The 23043-nt window shown below is 64.9% G+C and carries 23 protein-coding genes; 7 read left to right on the top strand and 16 right to left on the bottom strand.

Translation table 11 applies throughout. The annotated features are described in order from the left end of the window. Nucleotides 1-61: 61 nt before the first annotated feature. The 7 genes from UB43_RS26815 to UB43_RS26785 all read right to left on the bottom strand — a co-directional run bounded on the left by UB43_RS26815 (nucleotide 62) and on the right by UB43_RS26785 (nucleotide 6146). On the bottom strand, nucleotides 62-922 hold the full coding sequence (locus tag UB43_RS26815) for an EamA family transporter (protein WP_045217519.1): 861 nt from the start codon (nucleotides 920-922) through the stop codon (nucleotides 62-64). Between the two features lie 55 nt (nucleotides 923-977). Continuing rightward, a complete protein-coding gene (agmR, locus tag UB43_RS26810) occupies nucleotides 978-1643 on the bottom strand; it encodes a response regulator AgmR (protein WP_045217517.1) in 666 nt (221 codons plus the stop codon). Between the two features lie 80 nt (nucleotides 1644-1723). Further along, a complete protein-coding gene (locus UB43_RS26805) occupies nucleotides 1724-2299 on the bottom strand; it encodes a PQQ-dependent catabolism-associated CXXCW motif protein (protein WP_052969615.1) in 576 nt (191 codons plus the stop codon). Between the two features lie 105 nt (nucleotides 2300-2404). Next, on the bottom strand, nucleotides 2405-3223 hold the full coding sequence (locus UB43_RS26800; protein ID WP_045217515.1) for an ABC transporter permease: 819 nt from the start codon (nucleotides 3221-3223) through the stop codon (nucleotides 2405-2407). Beyond that, complete coding sequence (locus UB43_RS26795; RefSeq protein WP_045217513.1) at nucleotides 3220-3951, bottom strand: ABC transporter ATP-binding protein; 732 nt, start codon at nucleotides 3949-3951, stop codon at nucleotides 3220-3222. Before UB43_RS26795 ends, UB43_RS26800 begins: the two co-directional genes overlap by 4 nt. Beyond that, nucleotides 3948-4916 (bottom strand): YVTN family beta-propeller repeat protein, encoded by a 969-nt coding sequence (locus tag UB43_RS26790; protein WP_371319004.1) that lies wholly within the window; start codon nucleotides 4914-4916, stop codon nucleotides 3948-3950. The genes UB43_RS26795 and UB43_RS26790 overlap by 4 nt, the downstream gene beginning before the upstream one ends. A 27-nt stretch (nucleotides 4917-4943) precedes the next feature. Next, on the bottom strand, nucleotides 4944-6146 hold the full coding sequence (locus UB43_RS26785; protein WP_045217508.1) for an ABC transporter substrate-binding protein: 1203 nt from the start codon (nucleotides 6144-6146) through the stop codon (nucleotides 4944-4946). 170 nt (nucleotides 6147-6316) lie between these two features. Here UB43_RS26785 and UB43_RS29895 point away from each other — a divergent pair, with 170 nt between their 5' ends. Continuing rightward, nucleotides 6317-6475: a hypothetical protein gene (locus UB43_RS29895; protein ID WP_177329823.1), complete on the top strand. Its 159-nt coding sequence runs from the start codon at nucleotides 6317-6319 to the stop codon at nucleotides 6473-6475. 10 nt (nucleotides 6476-6485) lie between these two features. Here UB43_RS29895 and UB43_RS26780 read toward each other — a convergent pair whose 3' ends face one another. Continuing rightward, a complete protein-coding gene (locus tag UB43_RS26780) occupies nucleotides 6486-7580 on the bottom strand; it encodes a GNAT family N-acetyltransferase/peptidase C39 family protein (protein WP_045217507.1) in 1095 nt (364 codons plus the stop codon). A 141-nt stretch (nucleotides 7581-7721) separates the two neighbouring features. Between UB43_RS26780 and UB43_RS26775 the strand changes: the two genes are divergently transcribed. Both UB43_RS26775 and UB43_RS26770 read left to right on the top strand, forming a co-directional pair. Beyond that, nucleotides 7722-9212 (top strand): RimK family protein, encoded by a 1491-nt coding sequence (locus tag UB43_RS26775; protein ID WP_156160506.1) that lies wholly within the window; start codon nucleotides 7722-7724, stop codon nucleotides 9210-9212. A 131-nt stretch (nucleotides 9213-9343) separates the two neighbouring features. Then, entirely contained in the window at nucleotides 9344-10678 is a 1335-nt protein-coding gene (locus UB43_RS26770; protein WP_045217502.1) for a sigma-54 dependent transcriptional regulator, read from the top strand. Nucleotides 10679-10904: 226 nt separating this feature from the next. Here the strand turns inward: UB43_RS26770 and UB43_RS26765 are convergent, their stop codons facing one another. The 6 genes from UB43_RS26765 to UB43_RS26740 all read right to left on the bottom strand — a co-directional run bounded on the left by UB43_RS26765 (nucleotide 10905) and on the right by UB43_RS26740 (nucleotide 15870). Next, nucleotides 10905-12179, bottom strand: coding sequence for a hypothetical protein (locus UB43_RS26765; protein ID WP_045217500.1), 1275 nt, complete (start codon nucleotides 12177-12179; stop codon nucleotides 10905-10907). Nucleotides 12180-12231: 52 nt separating this feature from the next. After that, the gene (locus tag UB43_RS26760; protein ID WP_045217498.1) at nucleotides 12232-12972 is read right to left on the bottom strand and encodes a hypothetical protein; all 741 of its coding nucleotides are present in this window, start codon (nucleotides 12970-12972) and stop codon (nucleotides 12232-12234) included. Between the two features lie 46 nt (nucleotides 12973-13018). Further along, nucleotides 13019-13699 carry a C39 family peptidase gene (locus tag UB43_RS26755; protein ID WP_045217496.1) on the bottom strand — a complete coding sequence of 227 codons (681 nt, stop codon included), beginning with the start codon at nucleotides 13697-13699 and terminating at the stop codon, nucleotides 13019-13021. A gap of 75 nt (nucleotides 13700-13774) precedes the next feature. After that, nucleotides 13775-14782, bottom strand: coding sequence for a hypothetical protein (locus UB43_RS26750; RefSeq protein ID WP_045217494.1), 1008 nt, complete (start codon nucleotides 14780-14782; stop codon nucleotides 13775-13777). A gap of 55 nt (nucleotides 14783-14837) precedes the next feature. Further along, nucleotides 14838-15416: a hypothetical protein gene (locus UB43_RS26745; protein ID WP_045217493.1), complete on the bottom strand. Its 579-nt coding sequence runs from the start codon at nucleotides 15414-15416 to the stop codon at nucleotides 14838-14840. A gap of 1 nt (nucleotide 15417) precedes the next feature. After that, on the bottom strand, nucleotides 15418-15870 hold the full coding sequence (locus tag UB43_RS26740; RefSeq protein WP_045217492.1) for a hypothetical protein: 453 nt from the start codon (nucleotides 15868-15870) through the stop codon (nucleotides 15418-15420). 628 nt (nucleotides 15871-16498) lie between these two features. On the opposite strand from UB43_RS26740, the gene UB43_RS26735 reads away from it, so the two are divergent. Both UB43_RS26735 and UB43_RS26730 read left to right on the top strand, forming a co-directional pair. Then, nucleotides 16499-17329, top strand: coding sequence for an undecaprenyl-diphosphate phosphatase (locus UB43_RS26735; RefSeq protein WP_045217491.1), 831 nt, complete (start codon nucleotides 16499-16501; stop codon nucleotides 17327-17329). Nucleotides 17330-17346: 17 nt separating this feature from the next. After that, entirely contained in the window at nucleotides 17347-18057 is a 711-nt protein-coding gene (locus UB43_RS26730) for a DUF1294 domain-containing protein (RefSeq protein ID WP_045217628.1), read from the top strand. Between the two features lie 31 nt (nucleotides 18058-18088). Here the strand turns inward: UB43_RS26730 and UB43_RS26725 are convergent, their stop codons facing one another. Then, entirely contained in the window at nucleotides 18089-18994 is a 906-nt protein-coding gene (locus UB43_RS26725) for a LysR substrate-binding domain-containing protein (RefSeq protein ID WP_045217489.1), read from the bottom strand. Between the two features lie 131 nt (nucleotides 18995-19125). Here UB43_RS26725 and UB43_RS26720 point away from each other — a divergent pair, with 131 nt between their 5' ends. Next, entirely contained in the window at nucleotides 19126-19734 is a 609-nt protein-coding gene (locus UB43_RS26720; RefSeq protein ID WP_045217487.1) for an FMN-dependent NADH-azoreductase, read from the top strand. Nucleotides 19735-19933: 199 nt separating this feature from the next. Continuing rightward, nucleotides 19934-20947 carry a dienelactone hydrolase family protein gene (locus UB43_RS26715; RefSeq protein ID WP_045217484.1) on the top strand — a complete coding sequence of 338 codons (1014 nt, stop codon included), beginning with the start codon at nucleotides 19934-19936 and terminating at the stop codon, nucleotides 20945-20947. A gap of 268 nt (nucleotides 20948-21215) precedes the next feature. On the opposite strand, the gene UB43_RS26710 is transcribed toward UB43_RS26715, so the two are convergent. Continuing rightward, nucleotides 21216-22805, bottom strand: a complete 1590-nt coding sequence (locus UB43_RS26710; RefSeq protein WP_045217481.1) for an ABC-F family ATPase — start codon at nucleotides 22803-22805, stop codon at nucleotides 21216-21218. Nucleotides 22806-23043 lie beyond the last annotated feature (238 nt).

Here is a 23043-nt window from a genome sequence, read left to right as displayed (position 1 = left end):
CGAACCGCCCAACGCGGAAACATCGTTCGCGAGCAAGCTCGCTCCTACGAAAAACTCTCGTTCAGGCGCGCTGGGCGGCAGGGGCACGCACCTTGGCCAGCAGGATCAGCGCGATCCCGCCCAGCACCGCCAACGAGACCAGCGCCAGGCGCAGGCTGATCGCCTCGCCCAGCAGCGCGGCGCCGGAGAGGGCGGCGAGGATCGGTACGCTCAGCTGCACCGACGCGCCCTGGATGGCCGACAAGCCCGGCAGCGCGCTGTACCAGATCGCATAGCCGATCCCCGACGCCACCGCGCCGGACAGCACGGCATAGACGATCCCCAGCGTGTCCACCCGCAGGTCGGTGTGGAAAAACGCCGCCAGCAACGCCGCAAAGGCAATGGCGCGCACGAAGTTGCCCGTCGTGATCGCCAGTGGATCGCTGCCCTTGCGCCCGAGCAGCGAGTACAGCCCCCAGGCCACGCCGGACAGCAGCATCAGCAGCGCACCGGCCAGCGGCGGGGCGCTGGCGCTGGGCAGCAGCTGGACCAGCAGCCCGCCGAGGGCCAGCAGGAAACCCAGCAGCGCCTGGCCCTGCAGTCGCTCGCCGCGCAGCAGACCGACCAGGATCATGGTCACCTGTACCGCGCCGAACAGCAGCAGTGCGCCGGTACCGGCATCCAGTTGTACGTAGGCGTACGAGAAGGCGGCCGCGTAGACGAACAACGCCGCTGCCGCGCGCCAGTTACCGCCTTCGCTGGCAACGCGGCGGCGCAGCTTCAGCAGCAGGGCGAGCATCAGCGCGCCCGAGAAGATTCGGATGCCGGTGAAGCTCACCGCGTCGATGCTGGTGGCCTTCAGGGCCAGGCGGCAGAGGATGGAGTTGCCGGCGAAGGCGATCATCGCCAGGCCGGTAAGGCTCAGGGTGCGGGTGGAGGGCATCGAGTGGTTCCCGGTAGCGGTCGCAACGGCACTTTATGAAGTAGCGGGCCTCGCTTCAACGACGAAGGTAGGCGGCAAAGTCGATGTCGCCCGCGCAGAGGATGGCCTGCACGCGGTTGTGTACCTTCAGCTTGCGCAGGATCGCGGAGACGTGGGCCTTCACGGTGGTTTCGGCGATCTCCAGGTTGTAGGCGATCTGCTTATTGGATTCGCCCTTGGTCATCCTTTCCAGCACCAGCAGTTGCTTGCGGGTCAGCGCCTGCAGCAGTTCCGGCGGGATGCTGTGGTCTTCCTGGCCACTGCGGCGCGGCGAGGATTTCTGCGTGCGGATGATGTCCGACGGCAGGTAGACGTTGCCGTTGAGAATCTGCTCGATGGCCTCGGTCATCTGCACGCGCGGCGACGACTTGGTGATGAAGCCCACCGCGCCGTAGGTGATGGCCTGCAGGACGACCTGCTTGTCCTGCTCGGCGGAGACGATCACCACCGGGATGGTCGGCGCCTCGTTGCGCAGGCTCATCAGGCCGTTCAGCCCATGCATGCCGGGCATGTTCAGGTCGAGCAGGATGAGGTCGAGATCGTCGTGTTCCTGGGTCAGGTCCAGGGCGCTGTCGAGGTCGGCGGTCTCCATCACTTCGCTGCCGGGGAAGCCGTCGGCGATGACGTTGTGGATGGCTTCGCGGAACAGCGGGTGATCGTCGGCGATCAGGATCTTGTACATGGCCTACACCTCGTTGTTGTCGTTATGGGTGGCGAGCGGCTTGCGGTCGCAGGCTACTACAGGTGTCACGGAAGCAGGTGTCACGGAAGCGGTTGCGGTTGTGCGTCCTGCAGGGGCAGTCCTGCCTGTTCCCAGGCGTCGATACCATCACGGTACCAGTAGAGGCTGGCATAGCCCAGCGCGTGCGCGCGGCGGATGGCGTTCCAGCTCATCCAGCAGTCGGAACGGCAGTAGAACACCAGCGGCCGTGCGGTATCGCCCTCGGTGAGATGGGCGAGATTCCGCTCCAGGTAGGCCTGCCATTGCGGCTCCAGGGTGCCGGTACCGACATTGGCCAGCCACAGGCTGCCGGGCAGGTTGCGGTGCTTTTCGTCCTCGACGAACTGGCCATTGAGAAAGGTGCGACGGTAGACGTCCACCAGCCGGGTCTGCGGGTCGCGCTCGAGCAGCGCCTGCAGGGCGGGGGTGTCGAGGGTGGTGGCGTGGTCGGCGGAGGGCGGCGTGGGGCTGCGGTACTGGGCCTGGCGGTAGCCGTCGGCGGAAAACAGCGGCGCGTCCTCGGCCTGCGCAGTCGGGAGCGCGAGGACAAGGCTGAGCAGGCACGCGGCGAGGCAGCCGCTCACGTGGCCGTACAGGGCAGTGGCAAGGCGAGGCATGGCGGTATCTCTGATAGTTCTTCTTGTAGTGGCCATTAGATGCCGGCGCTGCGGCTTTGGAAATTCGACGTCCGGAGGGGCGAACCAGTACCAAAGTAGGAGATTTCACCCCTTGCGCAGGGCGGCGTGCTGCGGGTTGAAGGTCAGCACGGCAAGGCCGGCGAAGAGCAGTGTCAGGCCCAGGCAGACGCCGCTGGCGAGCAGGTTGAAGCGCTCGTACAGGGCGAAGCGCACCAGCTCCACGGCGTGGCTGAACGGGTTCAGCGCGCACAGCCAGTACAGCCACTGGCTGGCCTCGCGCATCTTCCACAACGGGTAGAGCGCGGAGGAGAGGAAGAACAGCGGGAAGATGACGAAATTCATCACCCCGGCGAAGTTCTCCAGCTGGCGAATGCCGTTGGACAGCAGCAGCCCCAGCGCCCCCAGCAGCAGGGCGGCCAGCAGCAACGCCGGCAGCGCGGCGACCAGCCCCATGGGCGGCGGCTGCACGCCATACAGCCAGGCGATGAGCAGGAAGGCGTAGACCTGCAACAGCGACACCAGCGCGGTGGCCAACAGCTTGCTGGCGAGCAGGAAGGCACGCGGCAGCGGGCTGGTCAGCAGCACGCGCATGCTGCCCATCTCGCGGTCATAGACCATCGACAGCGAACCCTGCATGCCGTTGAACAGCAGGATCATGCAGCACAGCCCCGGCACGATGTAGGTCTCGTAGGTGACGTAGGTGTCGTACGGCTCGATGATCGAGATGCCCAGCGCGGCACGGAAGCCCGCGGCGAACACCAGCAGCCAGAGCAGCGGGCGCACCAGTGCGCTGAGGAAGCGCGAGCGCTGCAGGACGAAGCGCAGCCATTCGCGCACGACGATGCCACACAGGCATTGCCAGTAGGCCGCGGGGCCGAGGCGTGGGTTCTCCAGGGCGCTCATGCGCAGGCCTCCAGGCGGGTCAGGCGCTCGAAGGTGCGCTCCAGGTTGCCGGCGTCCGGTGCGCAGATGTCACGCGCCTCGCCACGGGCGACCAGGCGGCCGCGATCGAGCACCAGCAGCGCATCCTCGTCGCGCACCTCATCCAGCAGGTGAGTGGTCCAGAGCACCGCCAGGCCATCCTCGCGGCACAGTCGGCGCACATGGTTGTTGAGCGCCTGGCGCGCCGCCGGGTCGAGGCCGACGCTGGCTTCGTCGAGCAGCAGCAGGCGTGGCCGATGCAGCAGCGCGCGGGCAATCTCCACGCGGCGGCGATGGCCGCCATTGAGCGCGCGGACCTTGTCGCGACGGCGTTCCTGCAATTGCTGGCGGGCCAGCTCGGCATCGATCCGTTCGTTCGCCACGCTGCGTGGCAGGCCGTGCAGGGCGGCGTGGTAGCGCAGGTTCTGCTCCACGCTCAGGTCCAGGTCCAGGGTGCTCTGCTGGAACACCACGCCGAGCTGGCGCAGGGCCAGGCGCGGCTGCTGGCGCAAACTGTAGCCGAGCACGTCGATCTCGCCCTGCTGCAGGTCGTAGAGGCGGGTGAGCAGGGCGACCAGGGTGGACTTGCCGGCGCCGTTGGGCCCCAGCAGGGCGGTGAAGCGCCCGGCGGGCAGCTCGAACTCCAGGCCGTCGAGGGCGCGGCGCGGGCCATAGGAGAAACCGAGGTCGCGGACCGTCAGCGCATTCATGGCGTCACCACCACGCCCCACGGATAGCGGCCCACCTTGATCGACTTGGTGACCTTGCGCGAGGCTACGTCGATCACCGAGACGTCGCCGCTGACGCCGTTGGTGGCCAGCAGGGTCTTCTCGTCCGGTGTAAAGGCCAGGTGCCAGACGCGGCGGCCCACCAGCAGGTAGTCGAGGACTTCGAAGGTCTTCGCATCCACCACCGCCACATGGTTGGCCGGGCCGAGGGCGACAAAGGCGAGCTTGCCGTCGTTGGTCAGCTGCACGCCCACTGGCTGCACCTTGTCCGGGTGCACGCCCTGGATGGCGAAGCGCAGGGTCTTGAGGATCTGGCGGCTGGCGGTGTCGACCACGCTGACGGTGCCGCCGATCTCCGCCGAGACCCACACCTGCGAGCCATCGTGGGTGAACTCCGCGTGGCGCGGGCGCTGGTCCACCAGGGTGCTGTCCACCAGCTTCTGGGTCGAGGTATCGATCCAGTGCAGCATATTGGTGGTCTCGCTGGTGTTCACTGCCCATTTGCCATCCGGGCTCACCGCCATGCCTTCGGGCTCGACGCCGACGTCGATCTGGCCGAGCACCTGGGCGGTCTGGGTGTCGACCACCGTGACCAGCGCATCGTCCTCGTTGGAGACGTAGAGCCAGCGGTCATTGGGGTGCAGGGCGAACTGCTCGGGGTCGGCGCCGGAGGGCAACTGCTTGACGATCTTGCGGGTGGACAGGTCGATCACTTGCACGGTGTCCGAATCGCTGGCGCAGACGTACAGCAGCTTGTGGTCGTGGGACAGCGCCAGTCCGCGGGGACGCTTGCCCGTGTCGATGGTGCCGGTGACGGCCAGCGTATCCAGGTCGATGACGCTGAGGTTGTTGTCCTTCTCGTTGGACACGTAGGCGGTGGCGGCGAAGGCCGTGGGTACCAGGCCGAGCGCGAGGCTCAGGCAGGAGAGGGCAAGCAGGTGGGGCATGGGCAGGTTCCTCATGAAATGTTCTTGTTATGGCTTCGCGTCGGCGAGGTGGCACTGGCTTTCCGGTGCGTCGAGGCCGAGGCTGTCGAGTTCGCTGGCGGGGTGCAGGAAGCCTTCCTGCGGCGAGGTGCTGACCAGGGCGCGCGGTTGCACCAGCGGGATCGGTTGGCGCAGCTGGCCGTCCCAGGGGCGGAAGCCGAGCTTGTAGCCCTTGAAACCGTCCAGCGGCAGGTCGGGGGACAGCGACAGCTTGCGGATCGCCATGGGGTCGGCGTCACGCAGGCGGGTGACGGCGCTGGCGATGCTGCGCACGGCGATCCAGGCGGCGAAGTCGCGGTCGTTCATCCAGCGCCCGGCGTGTTCCTCGAAGCGCTTTTGCAACTGCGCGGCGCCGTAGGTTTCCACGGTCTTGTGCCAGCCGGTGGCGACCAGCCCCTGGGTGCCGGCGACCGGGCGCGGCAGCCAGGTGTTGTAGGGCACGTACTCGCCGAAGTCGCCGTGTTCGTCGGCCACCAGCACGGCGTCGTAGTCCTCGCCGGACTGGGTGAACAGCGCCATGTCGGCCTGGGCGCTGCGGCGCTGGTCGTTGTCGAAGGTGAAGGGTTTTTCTTCGACTATCTTCGCGCCGAAGCGCTTGGCCGAGCGGCGCAGGGCGCTGGCGTACAGGGCGTCTTCCGGGCGCTGGCCGACGATCAGCAGCCAGCGCGTCCACTTGCGCAGCACCAGGAACTGGGTGAGGGCGTCGGTCAGCATCAGCCGGCTGGGCAGGGTGTGCAGCACGTTCGCCGCGCACTGGCTGGCGCGCAGCTCGTCATCGGCGGCGCCGGCGTTGAACAGCAGGCTGTCCGGCAGCGCGGCGGCCAGCTGGCGCAGGGTGTTGGCAGGAGCGTTGACCACGAACAGGCGCAGGCCGGCATCGTGCAGGCGTCGGGCTTCGGCCAGCAGCTTTTCAGGGCTGTCGGTACGGGCGGCTTCCAGGCTGTAGCGGTGCTTGAGGAAGCGCCCGGTGCTGTTGCTGTCGGTGATCGCCAGCTCCGCGCCGCGCAGGCCGGCGTCGGTGGGCTCGGGAATGACGTTGGACAGCAGCGGGCCAGGGTCGGGCGTGTAGCCCAGGTAGCCGATGCGCACTTCCAGCGCGGGGGCGTCCTCCGCCCGCGCGTCGAGGCTGAAGGCGGCGGCGCAGGCAACCGCGAGCAGATAGGCCACGCCGTGCAGGACGAACTGGCGCATGGGGCGACTCCTTTTCTGGGTCGACAAGTTCTTGTGCGGCCAGCATAGGAAGCGCCAGGGGTGCGGCAAATATGCAGAAAGTAGCGGTTGGGGCAGTACCAAGGTAGTAGGTTGCGCGCCGCACCTGCGGCCTAGGATGGCGCTACAAGAACCAGAAGAGGAGCGTCGCCATGCGTATCGCCGTCACTCTCGTCCTGCCGATCCTGCTGATGCTCAGCCTGTTCGGCTTCGATTTCCTCTATACCCGCAACGGCTACCTGCCGGCGGCGGAACTGCGTGCGCCGGCGGCCCCGGTTGGGTGCTTCGCAAGCTGTCGCGGCGCTCCGTAGGTTTCCGCCTTCAGCGCCGGTAGAGGATCACCGCCGCGCGCAGCTTGCTGCGGCCGAAGCGGCTCATCTGCTCGAACTCCACGTGGCTCACCGGGATGTGCTGGCAGTCCAGCGGCTGGCGGTGCTGGCTGTGGTCGACGTCGGGGTCGTGCAGGTAGACGAAATCCTCGTCGCAGTCGGTGACCACCACCCAGTGCGGTGCCTTGGAGCGGGTCAGCCGGTAGCTGCTGATCAGCACCATTGGCTGACCGCCAGCCTCCAGCGCGCTGTCGATGTCCAACTGGCTGAGCAGCAGTTGCTCCACGTCGCTGCGAGCCAGTTCGGCGGCGAAGTCCTCGTGGACCAGGCGCATGACTTCGCGCTTTTCCTCGCTGCGTACGCCATCGAGGAACAACGGGCCATCTTCCGACAACTGCAATTGCACGCGGAATCCCCGGCGGTGCGCCGCCAGCGCCAGCCCTTGCGGGCTGCAGCCACCGTGGCCGGCGGTCATGTAGATGGTGGTCGCCTCGCGCCACAGGCGCAGCTCCTCGCTGCGCTCCAGGCGGCGCCTGGGCTCCAGGGCAGCCATGGCCATCAGCAGCGCCGAGGGGCCGCAGGTGAACTCGGTGGTCTGTCGGTAATAAGGTACGTGGCGGTGGGTGCGCTCGTTGATGTGGCGGATGCGCTTCTCGAAGCGCAGGGCTTCGCTATGGTCCTCGTAGTAGTCGCGCACCGTGGCGAACGGGCGGTAGCCGTTGCGCTCGTAAAGGGCGATGGCGCCACGGTTGTCCGGGCGCACTTCCAGGCGCAGGTAGGCGCAGTCGTTCTCCAGCGCCTCGGCTTCGGCGCGGTCCAGCAGCTTCTGGCCCAGGCCGATGCCGCGGGCGCGCTCGTCCACGGCAATGGAATACAGCCGCGCCAGCGAAGTTCCCTGGTGGAACAGCACCAGCGCGTAACCCAGCAACTGGCCGTCGGATTCGGCGACGGTAAGGCTGGCGTGGGCGCGGGTAATCATCCACTGGAAGTTGCGGCGGGACAGGCGATCCTGTTCGAAACAGCGGTTTTCCATCTCGACCAGGGCTTGCAGGTCGTCGGCTGAAGCGGCGCGGAACTGGAGTTTCATAGGGTAAGCATTCGTTAATCCGGGGGGCGCACCTTGTCGGGTGCTGGCTGCGAACGGGCGTAGCGTCGTGCGGTCGAAGCTCAACAAGTATTGTCCCAGGGGCAGGGCGCGGCAAGCGCGCCAGCCAGCTTCGGAGGTGTCGTGAGCAAGCTGTTCATCATCGTGGAACGCAAGGAAGACTGGGCTTCGTACTACCCCAGCGAAGACGTGGTCACCGCCCAGGAGTACCTGGAGATGCCCATCGACGACGACAACGGCAAGCGCGTGCAGGTGATCAACCTGTGCCGCAACTACAAGTACCTGGGCCATGGCTATTACTGCTCGCTGCTGGCCGAAGCGCGCGGGCACAAGGTGATCCCGTCGGTGCGCAGCATCAGCGAGCTGGCGAAGAAGTCGCTCTACAGCCTGGCGCTGGAAGACCTGGAGAAGACCCTCGACAAGGCGCTGGCCGACCATCCCTACGGCAGCACCGATGGCTTCACCCTGACGCTGTATTTCGGCCGAACCGACATCGAGCCGCTGCAGGACCTGGCGCGCCAGCTGTTCGAGGCGCTGCCATGCCCGATGTTGCTGGTGGAGTTCCGCAAGAACCGCGGATGGCATATCGAAGGGGTGAAGCCGGGGAACATCCACAAGCTGCGCGAGGACCAGGAGGAGCAGTTCGCCAACGCGCTGGATGGCTTCAGCCGGCAGATCTGGCGCAAGCCGCGTTCGCGCAAGCAGTACCGCTACGACCTGGCGATCCTCCACGACCCGGAAGAGGCCTTCCCGCCGTCCGACCGCAAGGCGCTGAAGAACTTCATCCGCATCGGCCGCAGCCTCGGCATCGATGTCGAGCTGATCGAAAAGAAGGACTACTCGCGCCTGGCCGAGTACGACGCCTTGCTGATCCGCGAGACCACCAGCGTCAGCGACCACACCTACCGCTTCGCCAAGAAGGCCGAGAGTGAGGGCATGGTGGTGATGGACGACCCGGTGTCGATCCTGCGCTGCACCAACAAGGTCTACCTCGCCGATTTGCTGCGCAGTCACAAGCTGGGCATGCCGGCCACCGAAATCCTCTACAAGGACAACCCGCAGGAGCTGGAGAAGGTCGGCGAACGCCTGGGCTTTCCGCTCGTGCTGAAGATCCCCGACGGCAGTTTCTCCCGCGGGGTGATCAAGGTGGGCAATCGGGAGGAGTTGCTCAAGGCCAGCGCGGAACTGTTCGAGCGCTCGGTGCTGCTGCTCGCCCAGGAGTTCTTCTATACCGAATATGACTGGCGGATCGGCGTCTTGAACCAGAAACCTATATTCGCCTGCCAGTACTTCATGTCCAAGGGGCACTGGCAGATCTACGACCACAGCCCTGAGGCCCAGGAAGTGAGCGGTGATTTCCGCACGATGGCGGTCCACGAGGCGCCGCGCAAGGTCGTGGAGCTGGCGGTGAAAACCGCCAACCTGATCGGCGACGGGCTCTACGGCGTGGATTTGAAGCAGGCGGGTGAGCGGGTGGTGGTGATCGAGGTGAACGACAACCCGAACATCGACTGCGGGGTGGAGGACGTCTACCTGGGGGACGACCTCTACAAGCTGGTGCTCGAGGAATTCGTGCGGCGCTTGGAAGTCAAGCGGCGCGGTCGCGGGTGGTGAGATCGATTCGGCATTGACCCTATAGGAAAACGGTCGATGGGCTGCGTCAATATATTGCTAGCGTTACAAATTGGAGCGCCAACCGACTGTTTTTTAAAGTTTTTCAAAATAATGGCGCCAAGGAAGGGAGCATGCTCGAGGCAGCCACGAATCTTCGTCGCCTGCTGGTGGTCGATCCATGCGACGACTGCCGCAGGCTTTTACCCGGACTACGGGCAGCAGGGTGGGAAGTCGACAGCTGCGAGCTGGATAACGCCGGCAATCGCGGTTGTGACGTCGGCCTGCTGCGCCTTCAACCTCGGCATCTCGAACGCCGGGAGTCCGTCAAGGAACTCATCAGCCGCAGCGGCACGGAGTGGATAGCCGTGCTCAGCCCGGATGTTTTGCCGCTCAATGAGGTGGGCGATTTCGTCAGCGAATGGTTCTTCGATTTCCATACCTTGCCCTTCGATGTGGCGCGGGTGCAGGTCACCCTCGGTCGGGCCTTCGGCATGGCGCGCCTGCGCGGGCGTGGCAGCGTGCACAGTGACGATCACCAGCACGAGCTGCTGGGCGAGAGTCGCGATGTGCGCGAGCTGCGCAAGCTGCTGGCGAAGTTCGCGCCGACCGAGTCCCCTGTGCTGATCCGCGGCGAAAGCGGCACCGGCAAGGAACTGGTGGCGCGCACGCTGCACCGTCAGTCGCGCCGGGCGGTCAGGCCATTCGTGGCGATCAACTGCGGGGCGATGCCCGAGGCGCTGATCCAGTCCGAGCTGTTCGGCCACGAGAAGGGCGCGTTCACCGGGGCGCACCAGCGCAAGATCGGTCGCTTCGAACAGGCCAACGGCGGCACGCTGTTCCTCGACGAGGTAGGCGACCTGCCGCTGGAGTTGCAGGCCAATCTGCTGCGGGTGCTGCAGGAGAAGCAGATCGAGCGTGTCGGCGGCAGCCAGCCGATTGATGTCGATGTGCGGGTGCTGGCGGCGACCCACGTCGACCTGGAACAGGCGATTCGCGCCGGGCTGTTCCGCGAGGACCTTTACTACCGGCTCAACGTCCTGCAGGTCTCGACTTCGCCGCTACGCGAGCGCAATGGCGACCTGGCGTTGCTGGCCAATCACTTTGCCCACCTTTACAGCGTCGAGACCGGCCGCCGCCCACGGCGCTTTTCCGACGATGCGCTGGCTGCCATGGCCGAGCATGCCTGGCCGGGCAACGTGCGTGAGTTGGCCAACCGCGTGCGCCGTGGCCTGGTGCTGGCCGAGGGCCGACAGATCGAGGCCCGCGACCTGGGCCTGGAGCGCGAGAAGGGCCGCTCGGCGCACCTGCCGCTGGTGACTCTGGAGGAGTACAAGCTGGGTGCCGAGCGCCAGGCCATGTGCGATGCACTGGCCCGGCACGGCGACAACCTCAGCGTGGCGGCGCGGATGCTGGGCATTTCGCGGCCGACTTTCTATCGCTTGTTGCACAAGCATCAGTTGCGCTAGGGCGGGAAACCGGTCGGGGCGGGAACGGACGTGGATCCGTTACCCGCCGCGTTACGGTGGACTCGGATAGGGCGTTTCATGCTGGCGCAGGAGCGGACTCTGTCCGCGATGCTGTCCGGCGCGATTGCAACCTGTCGCGGACGGAGTCCGCTCCTACGTACAGGTGACTATCTCTGGAAAAGACAAAGGCCCCGAAAGGGGCCTTTGCGTTTGGACAGCCGAGCCGTCAGAAGTAATACGGGAATTTCACGCTGAAGCTGAAATCCGGCGCATCCGGCGAGATGCCGATGGACAGGTTCGGCACGATGGTCAGGTTGGGGCTCCACGCGTAGGTCAGGCCCCAGTTGAAGTACGCCGCGTTGGCGTCGCTGCCGGTGACGGTGGTCCAGTCGCCGCCGTCGGCCTTGATCTTGCTCTTCTGGGCGATCAGGTCGGAGAAGGAAAACGACATGCTGGTCTTCTCGTTGAGGGCGAAGGCCACGCCCGCACCGATCTGGAACCAGTCGCCGAGGTCGACCTTGCCTTTCTGCTTCACGCCCTGGGTGGGGCTGATGTCGTCGAAGGACTCCTCGAGGTTGTAGGTGTAGGAGAAGCTGCCGAACAGCACGGCCGGGTCGACGGTCTTGACCAGCGAGATGCCGGGGGTGACGGACCAGACGCCGTTGCCGGTGGGCAGGGACTCGGGCACGTTGAGGTTGTCGTTGTCCGAGGCGCGCTTGAGTTTGATGCCGTAGGGTTCCTTGCCGGTGGGAGCCTTGATCCGCAGGCTGACCACCGCGTCGGGGCGCGATTCGGTTTCGTCCATGAACTTGTAGGCGATGCCGAAGTTGACGTCGCCCAGGGTCGGGTCGCGGGTGACCTTCTCGTCGGTGGACTGCGCCGTGGAGTTGCCGGCGCCGGCCGATTCGAAGGTGCTCTCGCGGTAAACCACGGGGGCGTTGATGTCGAACTGCCAGCGGTTGTTCCAGTTGTAGCGGCCGGTGAGGTCCAGGGTCCAGTTATCGGCGTTGATGTTGTCCACGCCGATGTTGCCCAGGAAAATCGTGTCCAGCGCCAGGAAGCCGTTGAGGATCAGCTGCTTGGTGTCGTAGTGGGTGTAAGTGATGCCCGTCTCGAAGCTGAAGGCGCCGTTGCCGAAGAAGCCGCTGGCCTCGTCGTAGAGGTTCTCCACGCTCTTGGGCGGACTGGCGTCGTCCTTGAGCGATTCGCCGTAGGAGCTGCCGCTGGAGGCAACGGTGTTGCCGGTTCCGGGCGGTGTCGGCTTGCCGGTCGAGGTGACCAGGCGCTTGGGCTGGACGGGTGCGGCCGGAGCTTCCTCGACCTGCCTGACTCGCTGCTCGAGCACCATCAGGGCCTTCTGCTGGGCCTCATAGCGCTGCTTCAACTCGAGCAGTTCCTGTTTCAACGTCTCCACCTCGGCTTCCGTCGCGGCGGCGGCGAAGGTCGAGGGGAGTAATGCGGATACACAGATTGCAGTTCCTAGCGATAGCGATCGGTGCATGGCGCGCTGTCCTTCTTGTAGGTTGGACCTCACAGTCGCACTGGAGCGTAGATCACATACCCATGGTGCGAAGCCCTTTGAGTTGGTCGAGATTGCAGTCCAGCGCTCCAGACGACGGAAGGTTGTTTTTCAGTACCACGCTGAGCTGTGCCAGGTTATTGACGGCATTATTTCCACCGACCATCTGCGCGGCCTGGAGCAGCCCGCCGGCAGCGAGTTGCTGCATGGCGGCACCCTGACCGTTGGCGTTGATCGCCATCTGCACGCCGCCGTTGCTCGGTGACACGCTGACGGTACCGGCCGCATTGCTGGCGGTGACCGGGGTGGAGTCCAGCGGCGTTCCCTGCGGGGCCGCTGCAGGCGGGGCCTGGTTGGCTTCCTTCACGTCGATGCTGACGTTGTTGGAGGCGGTGTTGTAATCACCTGCGGCGCGAACGCTCTGGGTAACGCCCTGGGTCTGGTTGAGGCCGGCTCCGCCGGTGACGGTGCCGGTGCCTGCGGCCGGTGCCGCGCCGCTGCCTTTCTCGTCGATGGTGGTGACGTAGAACTGCGGCTTGATGGTGGATTCCTGGATCTGCATGCTGACTCTGGCGCCGATGTTGTCGCCCACGGCGTTCTTCCAGGTACTGCTCATGACGACGCCGAAGCTGATGACCCGGCCCGGCATCACGTATTTGCCGCGCAGCTGGGCCAGTTCCTGATCCTTCAGCTCGATCGGCTTGAAGACACTTTCCGCCTGGACCGGCAGGCAGGCCACTATGCAGGTGGCGGCAAGCAGCGGGATCACTTTCATTAGGGTTCTCCCCGGAAGGATTCCTGCCTTCCATTCTTGTGCGGTCTTAGAGGAAGTCGCTCTGGATAAAACCGAATTCCATGAGCTCTGCATCCTTGACCGGGCTGAACGCATTGATTCGGTCCCTGGCCGTCAGAGGGTCGGGCGGGTTCATCAGGGCGTTGGCCTGTTCGTAGCCCGGACCGATGACGGCGAAGATGATGCCGTTCCAGCCTTTGAGAAAATCTTCCTGGGTGAAGCGCTTGTGGCCCAGCACCGGGTCGCCGATATAGACGTAGCCTTTATAGGCACGCTGCATCACGACGAAGTGTTTGTAGCCACGGATATCCATCAGCACTATCACCGGGATCGTCAGCTTCTCCAGAGACGCCGGCGGGATTCGGTACCCGCGTGCGCGCATGCCGATGCCTTCGAGGTACGTCTTCATGTCGAGCATCGAAAAACCCTGCGTGCGCACCAGGTCCGGGTCGGCCCGGACCAGCATCCCCTTGATCACGAATTCCTCGTCCACGTCCAGCGCGTAGGCCTGTCGGAGGATCGTCGCCAGCGCGGCGGCGCCGCAGCTGAAGTCGGTCTTCTGCTGGACCAGGTTGCTGAACTTGCGCTCGCGGATGCTCTCGACGTGCTTGTAGGCCATCGACCCGCCGGGAAGGATGGCGAAGGGGAGTTGCGCGGCCTGCGTCGTGAGGCTGAAGAGGGCGAGCAAAAGCAGGGCGGACGTACGCATGATCGTGACGCCTTGGGGTGGCTTGCGGAGAAGGAGGCTCCGTTGCCGGAGCCTCCAGGTGCTACGCCGTTTCGCTTACAGGCAGGATTTGCAGCCTGCGGCGATGGACAGCGAGTTGCTCTGCTGGTTGCCTACGCCAGCCGCAACGTTCGCGCCCAGGTTGCCCGACACGTTGTTGAGCGAGCTGTTGATGGAGGCATCGTTGCGCACCGGGTCTTTCCAGCCGGTGGGGATCAGCACCTGATAGGTGGCCTGGCCTCTGAGATCGACAGTGCCAGCTTCGACGAAGAACAGCGGGTCCTTGTCGGTTTTGCTGCCACCGCTGTTACGGCTGTCGTCATGCCCGCCACGGCCCGACTCGTCGACCACGTAGCCTGCACCGGCTCCCTTGTAGGTGCCATGGGCGCTGAAGGTGGACCGCAAGGTTTCCTTCTCGTAGGTCAGGAAGGCCACGTTGCCCACGGTGTTGCCACTGGAGGTCTGGGTGGCGCCACTGTAGGAGTCAGCACTACGACCACCGGACACGGCGGCTGCCATGTCGTTTTTCTGCTGGTTGTAGTTGCCCGAGGCGATGTTGATGCCGATGTTCCCGGAGGAGTTGCTACCGGAGTTGTTCAGCGAAGCCTTGTTGGTGGTGGAGAAGTTCCAGGCCTGGTTGTCCGCGTTGTTCTGGGTCACTTCAGTCGACGCATAGGCGGTACCGAAGATGAATTTCTCATCGGCAGTCGCCAGGGCGGCGGCGTTGGCCTGTTGGTTCATATCGCCGGCGGCGACGTTGACGCCCACGTTCCCGGATGCGTTCCCCAACGATCCGTCGACTGTCGCGGTGTTCTTGGTGCCCATGTTCACCACGGTGTTGTCGCTGCTTTCCTGGGTGTCTTCCACCGTTGCGCTGGCGCCTGCTTCGATCCGTGGGTCCTTGTAGGGATCGTACGGGGGCTTGGGTTGATGTTGCTCATGACCGTGGCCATTGTCGTGGCCGTGACCATGCCCGTTGTTGTTACGGTTATCCGCGTGCACTGCTACAGCCATGACCGCTGCAACAGCGAAAACCAGAGGCTTCAGAGCCATTCTTGGTTTCATGGTGTATCTCCTTTGCTTCGTTTGGCGTGTTTAGTGTTATTGGAGTTGGCTTGGGTCAATCCGCGACCCGGATGCTCAGGGTGTTGGCAATGCGATTGCCGACCCCGGCGCTCTGGCTCATCTGCACGACACCCCGGCTGCCGGCAAAGGCCTGGTCGCTGGTGACGACCTGCCGGCTACCCGTGGTGGAGTCCTTCGAGCCTGAGTTCACTGGCAGCGCGACGTTCTGCTGGGAAAGCACGCTGTCATCGACGCTCTGCGGGATGGCGCTGACGCTGATCCGCATGGCGTTCACTTGCTGGTTGGCAGCCCCGGCGGCCTGGTTCACGCCCAGTGCGCCGTTGCCGTTGGTGAAGGCGTTGCCGGTGATGCTGGCGGACGCGGCCTGGTTGAGGTCGACGCTGGCGTTGACTGCCTGGCGGAACTGGGTGGTGGCCTGGGCATTGCTGCCGATGGCGATGGCGCGGCCGTTGGCCTGTTGCTGGGAGTCGCCGGCGGCCTGGTTCACGCTGGCGACACCTCGGTAGTTGCGCACGGCGCTGTCGATGCTGGCGTTGTTGACCGTCGAAGGATCGGCGGCCAGGGCCGTGACGCTGCAGAGCAGGAGAGGAAGAGCGAGCAGGCGGGCGTTCATCTCAGCGGTCCCCCGTCAGCATGCGCAGGGGCGAAAGTCCTTGCTGGACGGTGCGGTTCACCGAGTTGGATATGCCGGCGCCACCTCCAGCCGCGCCGGCCCCCATGCTGTTGCCGTTGAGGGACTGGTTGGCGCCGTTGTCCATGCCCACCAGCTGGCCGCCGGGCAGGATATGCCGCTGCAGGCTGGAGCCGCTGGTGACGCCGGCGAAATCGCTGTCGCTCAGCTCGGCGTTGCCGGTCTGGCGCACAATCTGCTCGGAGATGTTCGGGTTGACGGTGATCGGGTTCGGGTCGGGAATGTCGGTCGGCCGGGTGGCGACGCGTGGCTGCACCTGGCGCTGCAGGACGATGGTGCCGTCGCCGGCTTGAGCGAGCGGACACAGCGGGACGCTGGCCGCGCCGCAAGCGAGCGTGACGAGAATGCCGACTATCCGTGAGTCGATGTTCCCCATGATGGCGGTTCCTTCTTGGTGCGCTGAGCCCTAACCAGCGGTACCAAGGTGGAGCAGGGGCCGTGCCGCTTTTAATCAGCTATTGAGAATCAATGACATGGCGTAAGGCCACGTGAGCCATCACGGAGCGGATGTCTCGGCGTTGATACAGAACGATCGTACGAAAGCCCCGCGCGGCCCCTAGAACGGGGCTCGTCTCACGGGAGAAGCGAATTCTGTTGCGAGCCTGATACACAACTTTGGGTGGGAAGGCCCGAAGCATGGCCCGTCGGCGTTTGCGGCGTTTCGAGTGTTTCGGTTCGTTAACAGAATTGGAGGATTTGTAGCCTTTCTGGTACTTGAGTGCAGCAGGCTTTTCAATGAATTAGGCATTTTGCATGATGGCGCGAACCCACCCGGATCACGGTTGTCTGCATCTTCCTGGCGACGAAAGGCAGCTCGAAATTGCCGAACTGCCAACGCCTGCTCTGCCCGCGCCGTGGAAGAGAAATTTTTGTGAATTTCGTAGCGATCTGCGGGCAATGCATTAGCATGCCGACGCCGCTGCGGCGCTTGGGCGCCAGGGGCAGGCAGCGGGACAAAATCATTAGAAACGTGCGAGCCAGCGTGCCTCGCGGGGGAAAGTAGTATGGATCTGTGGAGCGCCTTTCAGGCCTTCATCCTTGGCGTGGTCGAGGGGCTTACCGAGTTCCTGCCGATCTCCAGCACCGGCCACCAGATCATCGTGGCGGACCTTATCGGCTTCGGTGGCGAACGTGCCGAAGCCTTCAACATCATCATCCAGTTGGCGGCCATCCTGGCCGTGGTCTGGGAATTCCGCCGCAAGATCCTCGAGATCGTCGTCGGCCTGCCCACCCAGCGCAAGGCACAGCGCTTCACCCTCAACCTGCTGATCGCGTTCTTCCCAGCGGTGGTCCTGGGCGTGACCTTCGCCGACTACATCCATCACTACCTGTTCAACCCGATCACCGTGGCCGTGGCTCTGGTGGTGGGCGGCGTGATCATGCTCTGGGCGGAAAAGCGCCAGCACGTGGTCCACGCCGAAACCGTCGACGACATGACCTGGAAGGAAGCCCTGAAGGTCGGCTGCTGCCAGTGCCTGGCACTGATCCCGGGCACCTCGCGCTCCGGCGCGACCATCATCGGCGGCCTGCTGTTCGGCCTGTCGCGCAAGGCGGCCACCGAGTTCTCGTTCTTCCTGGCCATGCCGACCATGGTCGGCGCCGCGGTCTACTCGGGTTACAAGTACCGCGACATTTTCCAGCCCGCGGACCTGCCGGTATTCGCCATCGGCTTCGTCACCTCGTTCATCTTCGCCATGATCGCCGTGCGCGGCCTGCTCAAGTTCATCGCCAACCACAGCTATGCGGCCTTCGCCTGGTACCGTATCGTGTTTGGCCTGCTGATCCTGGCGACCTGGCAGTTCGCCCTGATCGACTGGAGCAGCGCCAAACCCTGATCCGATAGCGAGTGAACGTGGAAAAGAACGGAACCATCAGCCGCTGGGACGATGACAAGGGCTTCGGCTTCATCCGTCCCCAGGCCGGCGGCAAGGAAGTCTTCCTGCACATTTCCGACTTCCGTGGCGACCGTCGCCCGGAAGCGGGCGACCAGGTCCGCTACGTAGAAGGCACCGGCAAGGACGGTCGTCCGCGCGCCGATCATGCCCGCCTTGCCGGGCTGGCCATCGATACCCCGGCGATTCGCCGCAAGCCCGCCGCGACAGCCACTCGCGAACGGGTTCGCAGTGGCCGCGAAGTTGCCTTCCCCAGTGCGCCAAAGCGCTCTCTGGGCAAGGCGCTGGGGGCCCTTGCAGTGCTGCTGGCGCTGCCCCTCATCGGCTCGGTGCTCTGGCTGAAGGACGCTTACTTCGTCTGGTTCCTGCTGCTCTATCCGGTCTTCAGTGTCCTGGCGTTCTTCGCTTATTGGCGTGACAAGCGCAGCGCCGAGCGCAACGACTGGCGTACCCCGGAGCAGAGCCTGCACCTGCTGGAACTGCTCGGCGGCTGGCCGGGTGCATTCCTCGCCCAGCAGCTGTTTCGCCACAAGACCCGCAAGCTGTCCTTCCAGCTGGTGTTCTGGGCCATCGTCGCGCTGCACCAGCTGTTCTGGATCGACTGGCTCAGCGGCGGCCGTCTGCTGAGCTGGATCGGCGCACTGATGGGCCTGGGCGCCAACCCGGCGTAAGCGGCGCTCCCATCCAGGGGCTGGCGCTTCGTCAGACCGGCCAGTCGTCCTTCGAGAAGCCTTCCTGCAGATAATCGAGCAGCGCTCGCACCGCTGGCAGAATGCCGCGCCGGTGCGGATACACCGCCTGCAGGTAGGCCTCCGGCTCGCTCCAGGCGGGGAGCACGCGCACCAGCCGGCCATCCTCCAGCTCCTCGGTGCAGTAATGCAGCGGCAGGAGCGTCACGCCCAGTCCCGCCAGCGCCACGTTCTTGCGCAGGTTGAAGTCTTCCACCGCCAGGCGCGCCTCCAGTGCCACTTCCTTCACCTCGCCCTGTGGGCCGGTCAGCTTCATGTGCACGCGGCGATCGTTGTCGATGGCGCCGAGGACGGGCAGGGCGGCCAGGTCCTCCGGTGCACGCAGCTTGACGCCCTTGAGCAGTGACGGTGCTGCCACCAGCGCAGTCTTGGCCAGGCGCAGGCGTCGCGAGATCAGCGACAGGTCCTCATCCCCCGGTGCGCGCACGCGTAGCGCGACGTCGATGCTTTCGTTGAGCAGGTCGACGCGCCGATTGGTCAGCATCAGCTCCAGGTTCACCTGCGGATAGGCGGCGAGAAAACCGGGCAGCATCTCGTTCAGCGAGGTTTCCGCCAGCGCCACCGGGCACGACAGGCGCACTCGTCCACGCGGTTCCGCGCTCAATTGCGCCGCGACTTCATCCGCCATCTCGGCTTCCACCAGCATCGCCTGGCAGTGCCGGTAATAGCGCTCGCCCAGGTCGGTAAGCGCCAGTTTGCGCGTGGTGCGCTGCAGCAGACGCACATCCAGGCGTGCTTCCAGTTCCGCTACGCGCCGCGACAGGCGCGACTTCGGCAGGCCCAGCAGGCGCCCGGCAGCGGCGAAGCCGCCGGCTTCCACCACCTTGGCGAAATAGAAGAGGTCATTGAGGTCCTGCATTGGATTGTCCTGCTGGTGAGACGAATCATTGCATTTTTGCCGACTTATCGAAGATTGGCTACATGCGTAGTCTTGCCTCCAACGACGAATTCCTCCGCCAACCCACTTGGCACCTTTCCTGGAGAACACACATGAAACTGCTGCACATCGATTCGAGCATCCTCGGCGACAACTCCGCTTCCCGCCAACTGAGCGCCGAACTGGTCGCCGCCTGGGCCGCCGCCGAGCCGGGCGTAGAAGTCACCTACCGTGACCTGGCCGCCGACGCCATCAGCCACCTGTCCTCCGCCAGCCTGGTGGCCGCCGGTACCCCGGCCGAACTGCGCGACGCTGCGCAAAAGCACGAAGCCGCCCTGGGCGAGAAGAGCATCGAGGAATTCCTCGGCGCCGACGCCATCGTCATCGGCGCACCGATGTACAACTTCTCCATCCCCAGCCAGCTGAAGGCGTGGATCGACCGCATCGCCGTCGCCGGCAAGACTTTCCGCTACACCGAGAACGGCCCGGAAGGCCTGGCAGGCGGCAAGAAAGTCATCATCGTCTCCACCGCCGGCGGCATCCATGCCGGCCAACCGAGCGGTGTCGCCCACGAGAACTACCTCGAACTGGTGCTGAATTTCCTCGGCATCACTGACATCGAGGTCGTGCGTGCCGAAGGCCTGGCCTACGGTGACGAGCCGCGCCGCAACGCCATTGCCGGGGCCCAGGCAAGCATCGCCAGCCAGTTCGCCGCCGCCTGATCGCTGCCTGCAGCAGAAAAAGCCCCGCCCATGCGGGGCTTTTTCGTGCCTGGGCGGTACCGCCTGTCTGCGGGCACGGAGCGAGTCTCACTGGCGCGTACTATGCAGAGGTTCCCTCCAGGCGGCGCCCGGTGGCCTCTGCATTCACCAACAAGCCTCGCGGCGCCTGATCTGGAGACAAATCGGAGCGAACTGCACCATGGCGAGGCGCCTGTTCTGGTTCCTGCTGCTCGTTACCTTCAGTACCGCGAGTTGGGCGGCACAGGGCTGGAATGTGGGTTTTCACCGCCTGCAGGTGAGCGACCCGCTGGACCAGCAGCCGATGAAGGCCATCGCCTTCTACCCCACGCGCGCGCCCGAACAACCCCTGCACCTGGGCAATTTCATCCTCGATGTCGCCTACGAAGGGCAGACCGCCAACGGTCGCTTCCCGCTGCTGGTCATGTCCCACGGCAACTACGGCACACCACTGGCCCACCGCGACCTGATCGAGGCGCTGGTGCGCAAGGGCTTCGTGGTGGTGACCTTGCTGCACCCCGGCGACAACCTGCATGACCACAGCCGTCTGGGCGCCAAGAGCAACCTCTATGGGCGGCCTCTGCAGGTGTCGGAAACCATCAGCGCCGCGCTGCTCGATCCCAAGGTCGCGGCCATTGCCGACCCGCGCAAGGTCGGCGTGATCGGCTATTCCGCCGGTGGTGAAACGGCTCTGATCCTGGCCGGCGCCCAGCCGCGACTGGAGCGGCTGATCAAGTATTGCCAGGAGCGCCCGGACGACGCCGACGCCTGCAGCGAGAAAGGCGAGGTACGCGCCGATCGCAACGACCTGGTACCCATGGCTGATCCGCGCATCGGCGCCTTGCTGCTGCTGGCGCCATTGAGCCTGATGTATGGCGTCCATGAACTGGAAGACGTGCAGGTGCCGGTGCTGCTCTACACCGGCAATGAGGACCGGATCCTCGACTGGAAGAAAAACGCCGGCGCGCTGGCTCGCAAACTGCCGCAGCAGGCAGACCTGCGGGTGCTGGATGGGGCAGGGCACTTCGTCTTCATGTCGCCCTGTTCGGAAGAAGAAAAGGAAGCCACGCCGGACCTGTGCACCGACACCCAGGGCCTCGATCGCCAGGCCATCCACCGTGACCTGGCGGCCTCGGCGGCGGAGTTCTTCGACGTCAGCCTGGGCAGCGCGACGATGCAGACGTCGGGGCGCTGATTCCCTTGCCGATGCGAGCTTGCTCGCGAACCGATCGCCCCGCTGCGGACCTGAAGACATCGCGGACAGAGTCCGCTCCTACGCTTAAGCGAGCCGTGTACGGCTTGTGTGGGAGCGGACTTCGTCCGCGATTGCTTTCCGCCAGCGCGGAAACATCGGCAGGGTGCTGTTCGCGAGCAAGCTCGCTCCTACAAGGAATCCCGATAAGAATGCGTCCAAGAAAAAGCCCCGCACAGGGCGGGGCTTTTTCATCTGGGCAGGGGAGTGATCAGACGATCACGCCCTGGCTGCGCAGGTAGTCATCGTAGGTGCCGCTGAAGTCGGTCACGCCGTTTTCCGACAGCTCGATGATGCGGGTGGCCAGGGAGGACACGAACTCGCGGTCATGGCTGACGAAGATCAGGGTGCCCGGATAGTTTTCCAGCGCCAGGTTGAGCGACTCGATGGACTCCATGTCCAGGTGGTTGGTCGGCTCGTCCATCACCAGCACGTTCGGGCGCTTGAGGATCAGCTTGCCGAACAGCATGCGGCCCTGTTCACCACCGGAGATCACCTTCACCGACTTCTTGATGTCGTCGTTGGAGAACAGCATGCGGCCGAGGGTGCCGCGCACCAGTTGCTCGCCGCCCTGGGTCCACTGGGCCATCCAGTCGAACAGGTTGTAGTCGTCCTCGAAGTCCTCGGCGTGGTCCTGGGCGAAGTAGCCCACGTCCGCGCTGTCGGTCCACTTCACTTCGCCGGCGGTCGGCGCCATTTCGCCGACCAGGGTGCGCAGCAGGGTGGTCTTGCCGATACCGTTGGGGCCGATGATGGCGATGCGCTCGCCGGCTTCCACCTGCATGCTCAGGTTCTTGAACAGCGCGGTGCCGTCGAAGCCCTGGCTGACCTTCTCCAGGGTCACCGCCTGGCGGTGCAACTTCTTGTGCTGCTCGAAGCGGATGAACGGGCTGACGCGGCTGGACGGCTTGACCTCTTCCAGCTGGATCTTGTCGATCTGGCGCGCACGGCTGGTGGCCTGCTTGGCCTTGGAGGCGTTGGCCGAGAAGCGGCTGACGAAGGTCTGCAGCTCGGCGATCTGGGCTTTCTTCTTGGCGTTGTCCGACAGCAGGCGCTCGCGGGCCTGTTCGGCCGCGGTCATGTACTCGTCGTAGTTGCCCGGGAACAGGCGCAGCTCGCCGTAGTCCAGGTCCGCCATGTGGGTGCAGACGCTGTTGAGGAAGTGACGGTCGTGGGAAATGATGATCATGGTGCTGTTACGCGCCGTGATGATGTTTTCCAGCCAGCGGATGGTGTTGATGTCCAGGTGGTTGGTCGGCTCGTCGAGCAGCAGCAGGTCCGGATCGGAGAACAGCGCCTGGGCCAGCAGCACGCGCAGCTTCCAGCCGGGGGCGACGGCGCTCATCGGGCCGAAGTGCTGGTCCAGCGGAATGCCCAGGCCCAGCAGCAGCTCGCCGGCGCGGGATTCGGCGGTGTACCCATCGAACTCGGCGAACTGCACTTCCAGCTCGGCCACGGCCATGCCGTCTTCTTCGCTCATCTCCGGCAGGGAGTAGATGCGGTCGCGCTCGGCCTTGACCTTCCACAGCTCCTCGTGGCCCATGATCACGGTATCGATCACGCTGAAGTCTTCATAGGCGAACTGGTCCTGGCGCAGCTTGCCCAGGCGCACGCCGTTTTCCAGCATGACCTGGCCACCCGAGGGCTCCAGCTCGCCGCCGAGGATCTTCATGAAGGTGGACTTGCCGCAACCGTTGGCGCCGATCAGGCCGTAGCGGTTGCCGTTGCCGAACTTGACGGAAACGTTTTCGAACAGCGGCTTGGCGCCAAACTGCATGGTGATATTGGCGGTGGAAATCAACTGACTGACCCTTGGCTGGACATGGTGCGCGCCGGGCGCTGACGGCGCGGGCGGGCAGGGAAGGCGCGGTCGTCGAACGAGACCGACAGGCGCCTGGCAAAGCCGCTCATTATGCCACGACCAGGCCCAAGCTGCATGCTTTGCCACTGCAGCGCCCGATCTGCGGGCATAGGTCGACATCCGACAGTTGAAACCCCCCATTGTCCTGCATCAGAATTCGGTGTTCAGAATTCTGGTG

Origin of the sequence: Pseudomonas sp. 21 (genome assembly GCF_000955805.1) — a bacterium.
GTDB lineage: Bacteria > Pseudomonadota > Gammaproteobacteria > Pseudomonadales > Pseudomonadaceae > Pseudomonas.
The sequence above is the reverse complement of the archived record's forward strand: the minus strand, read 5'-3'. Positions and strand labels throughout refer to the sequence as shown.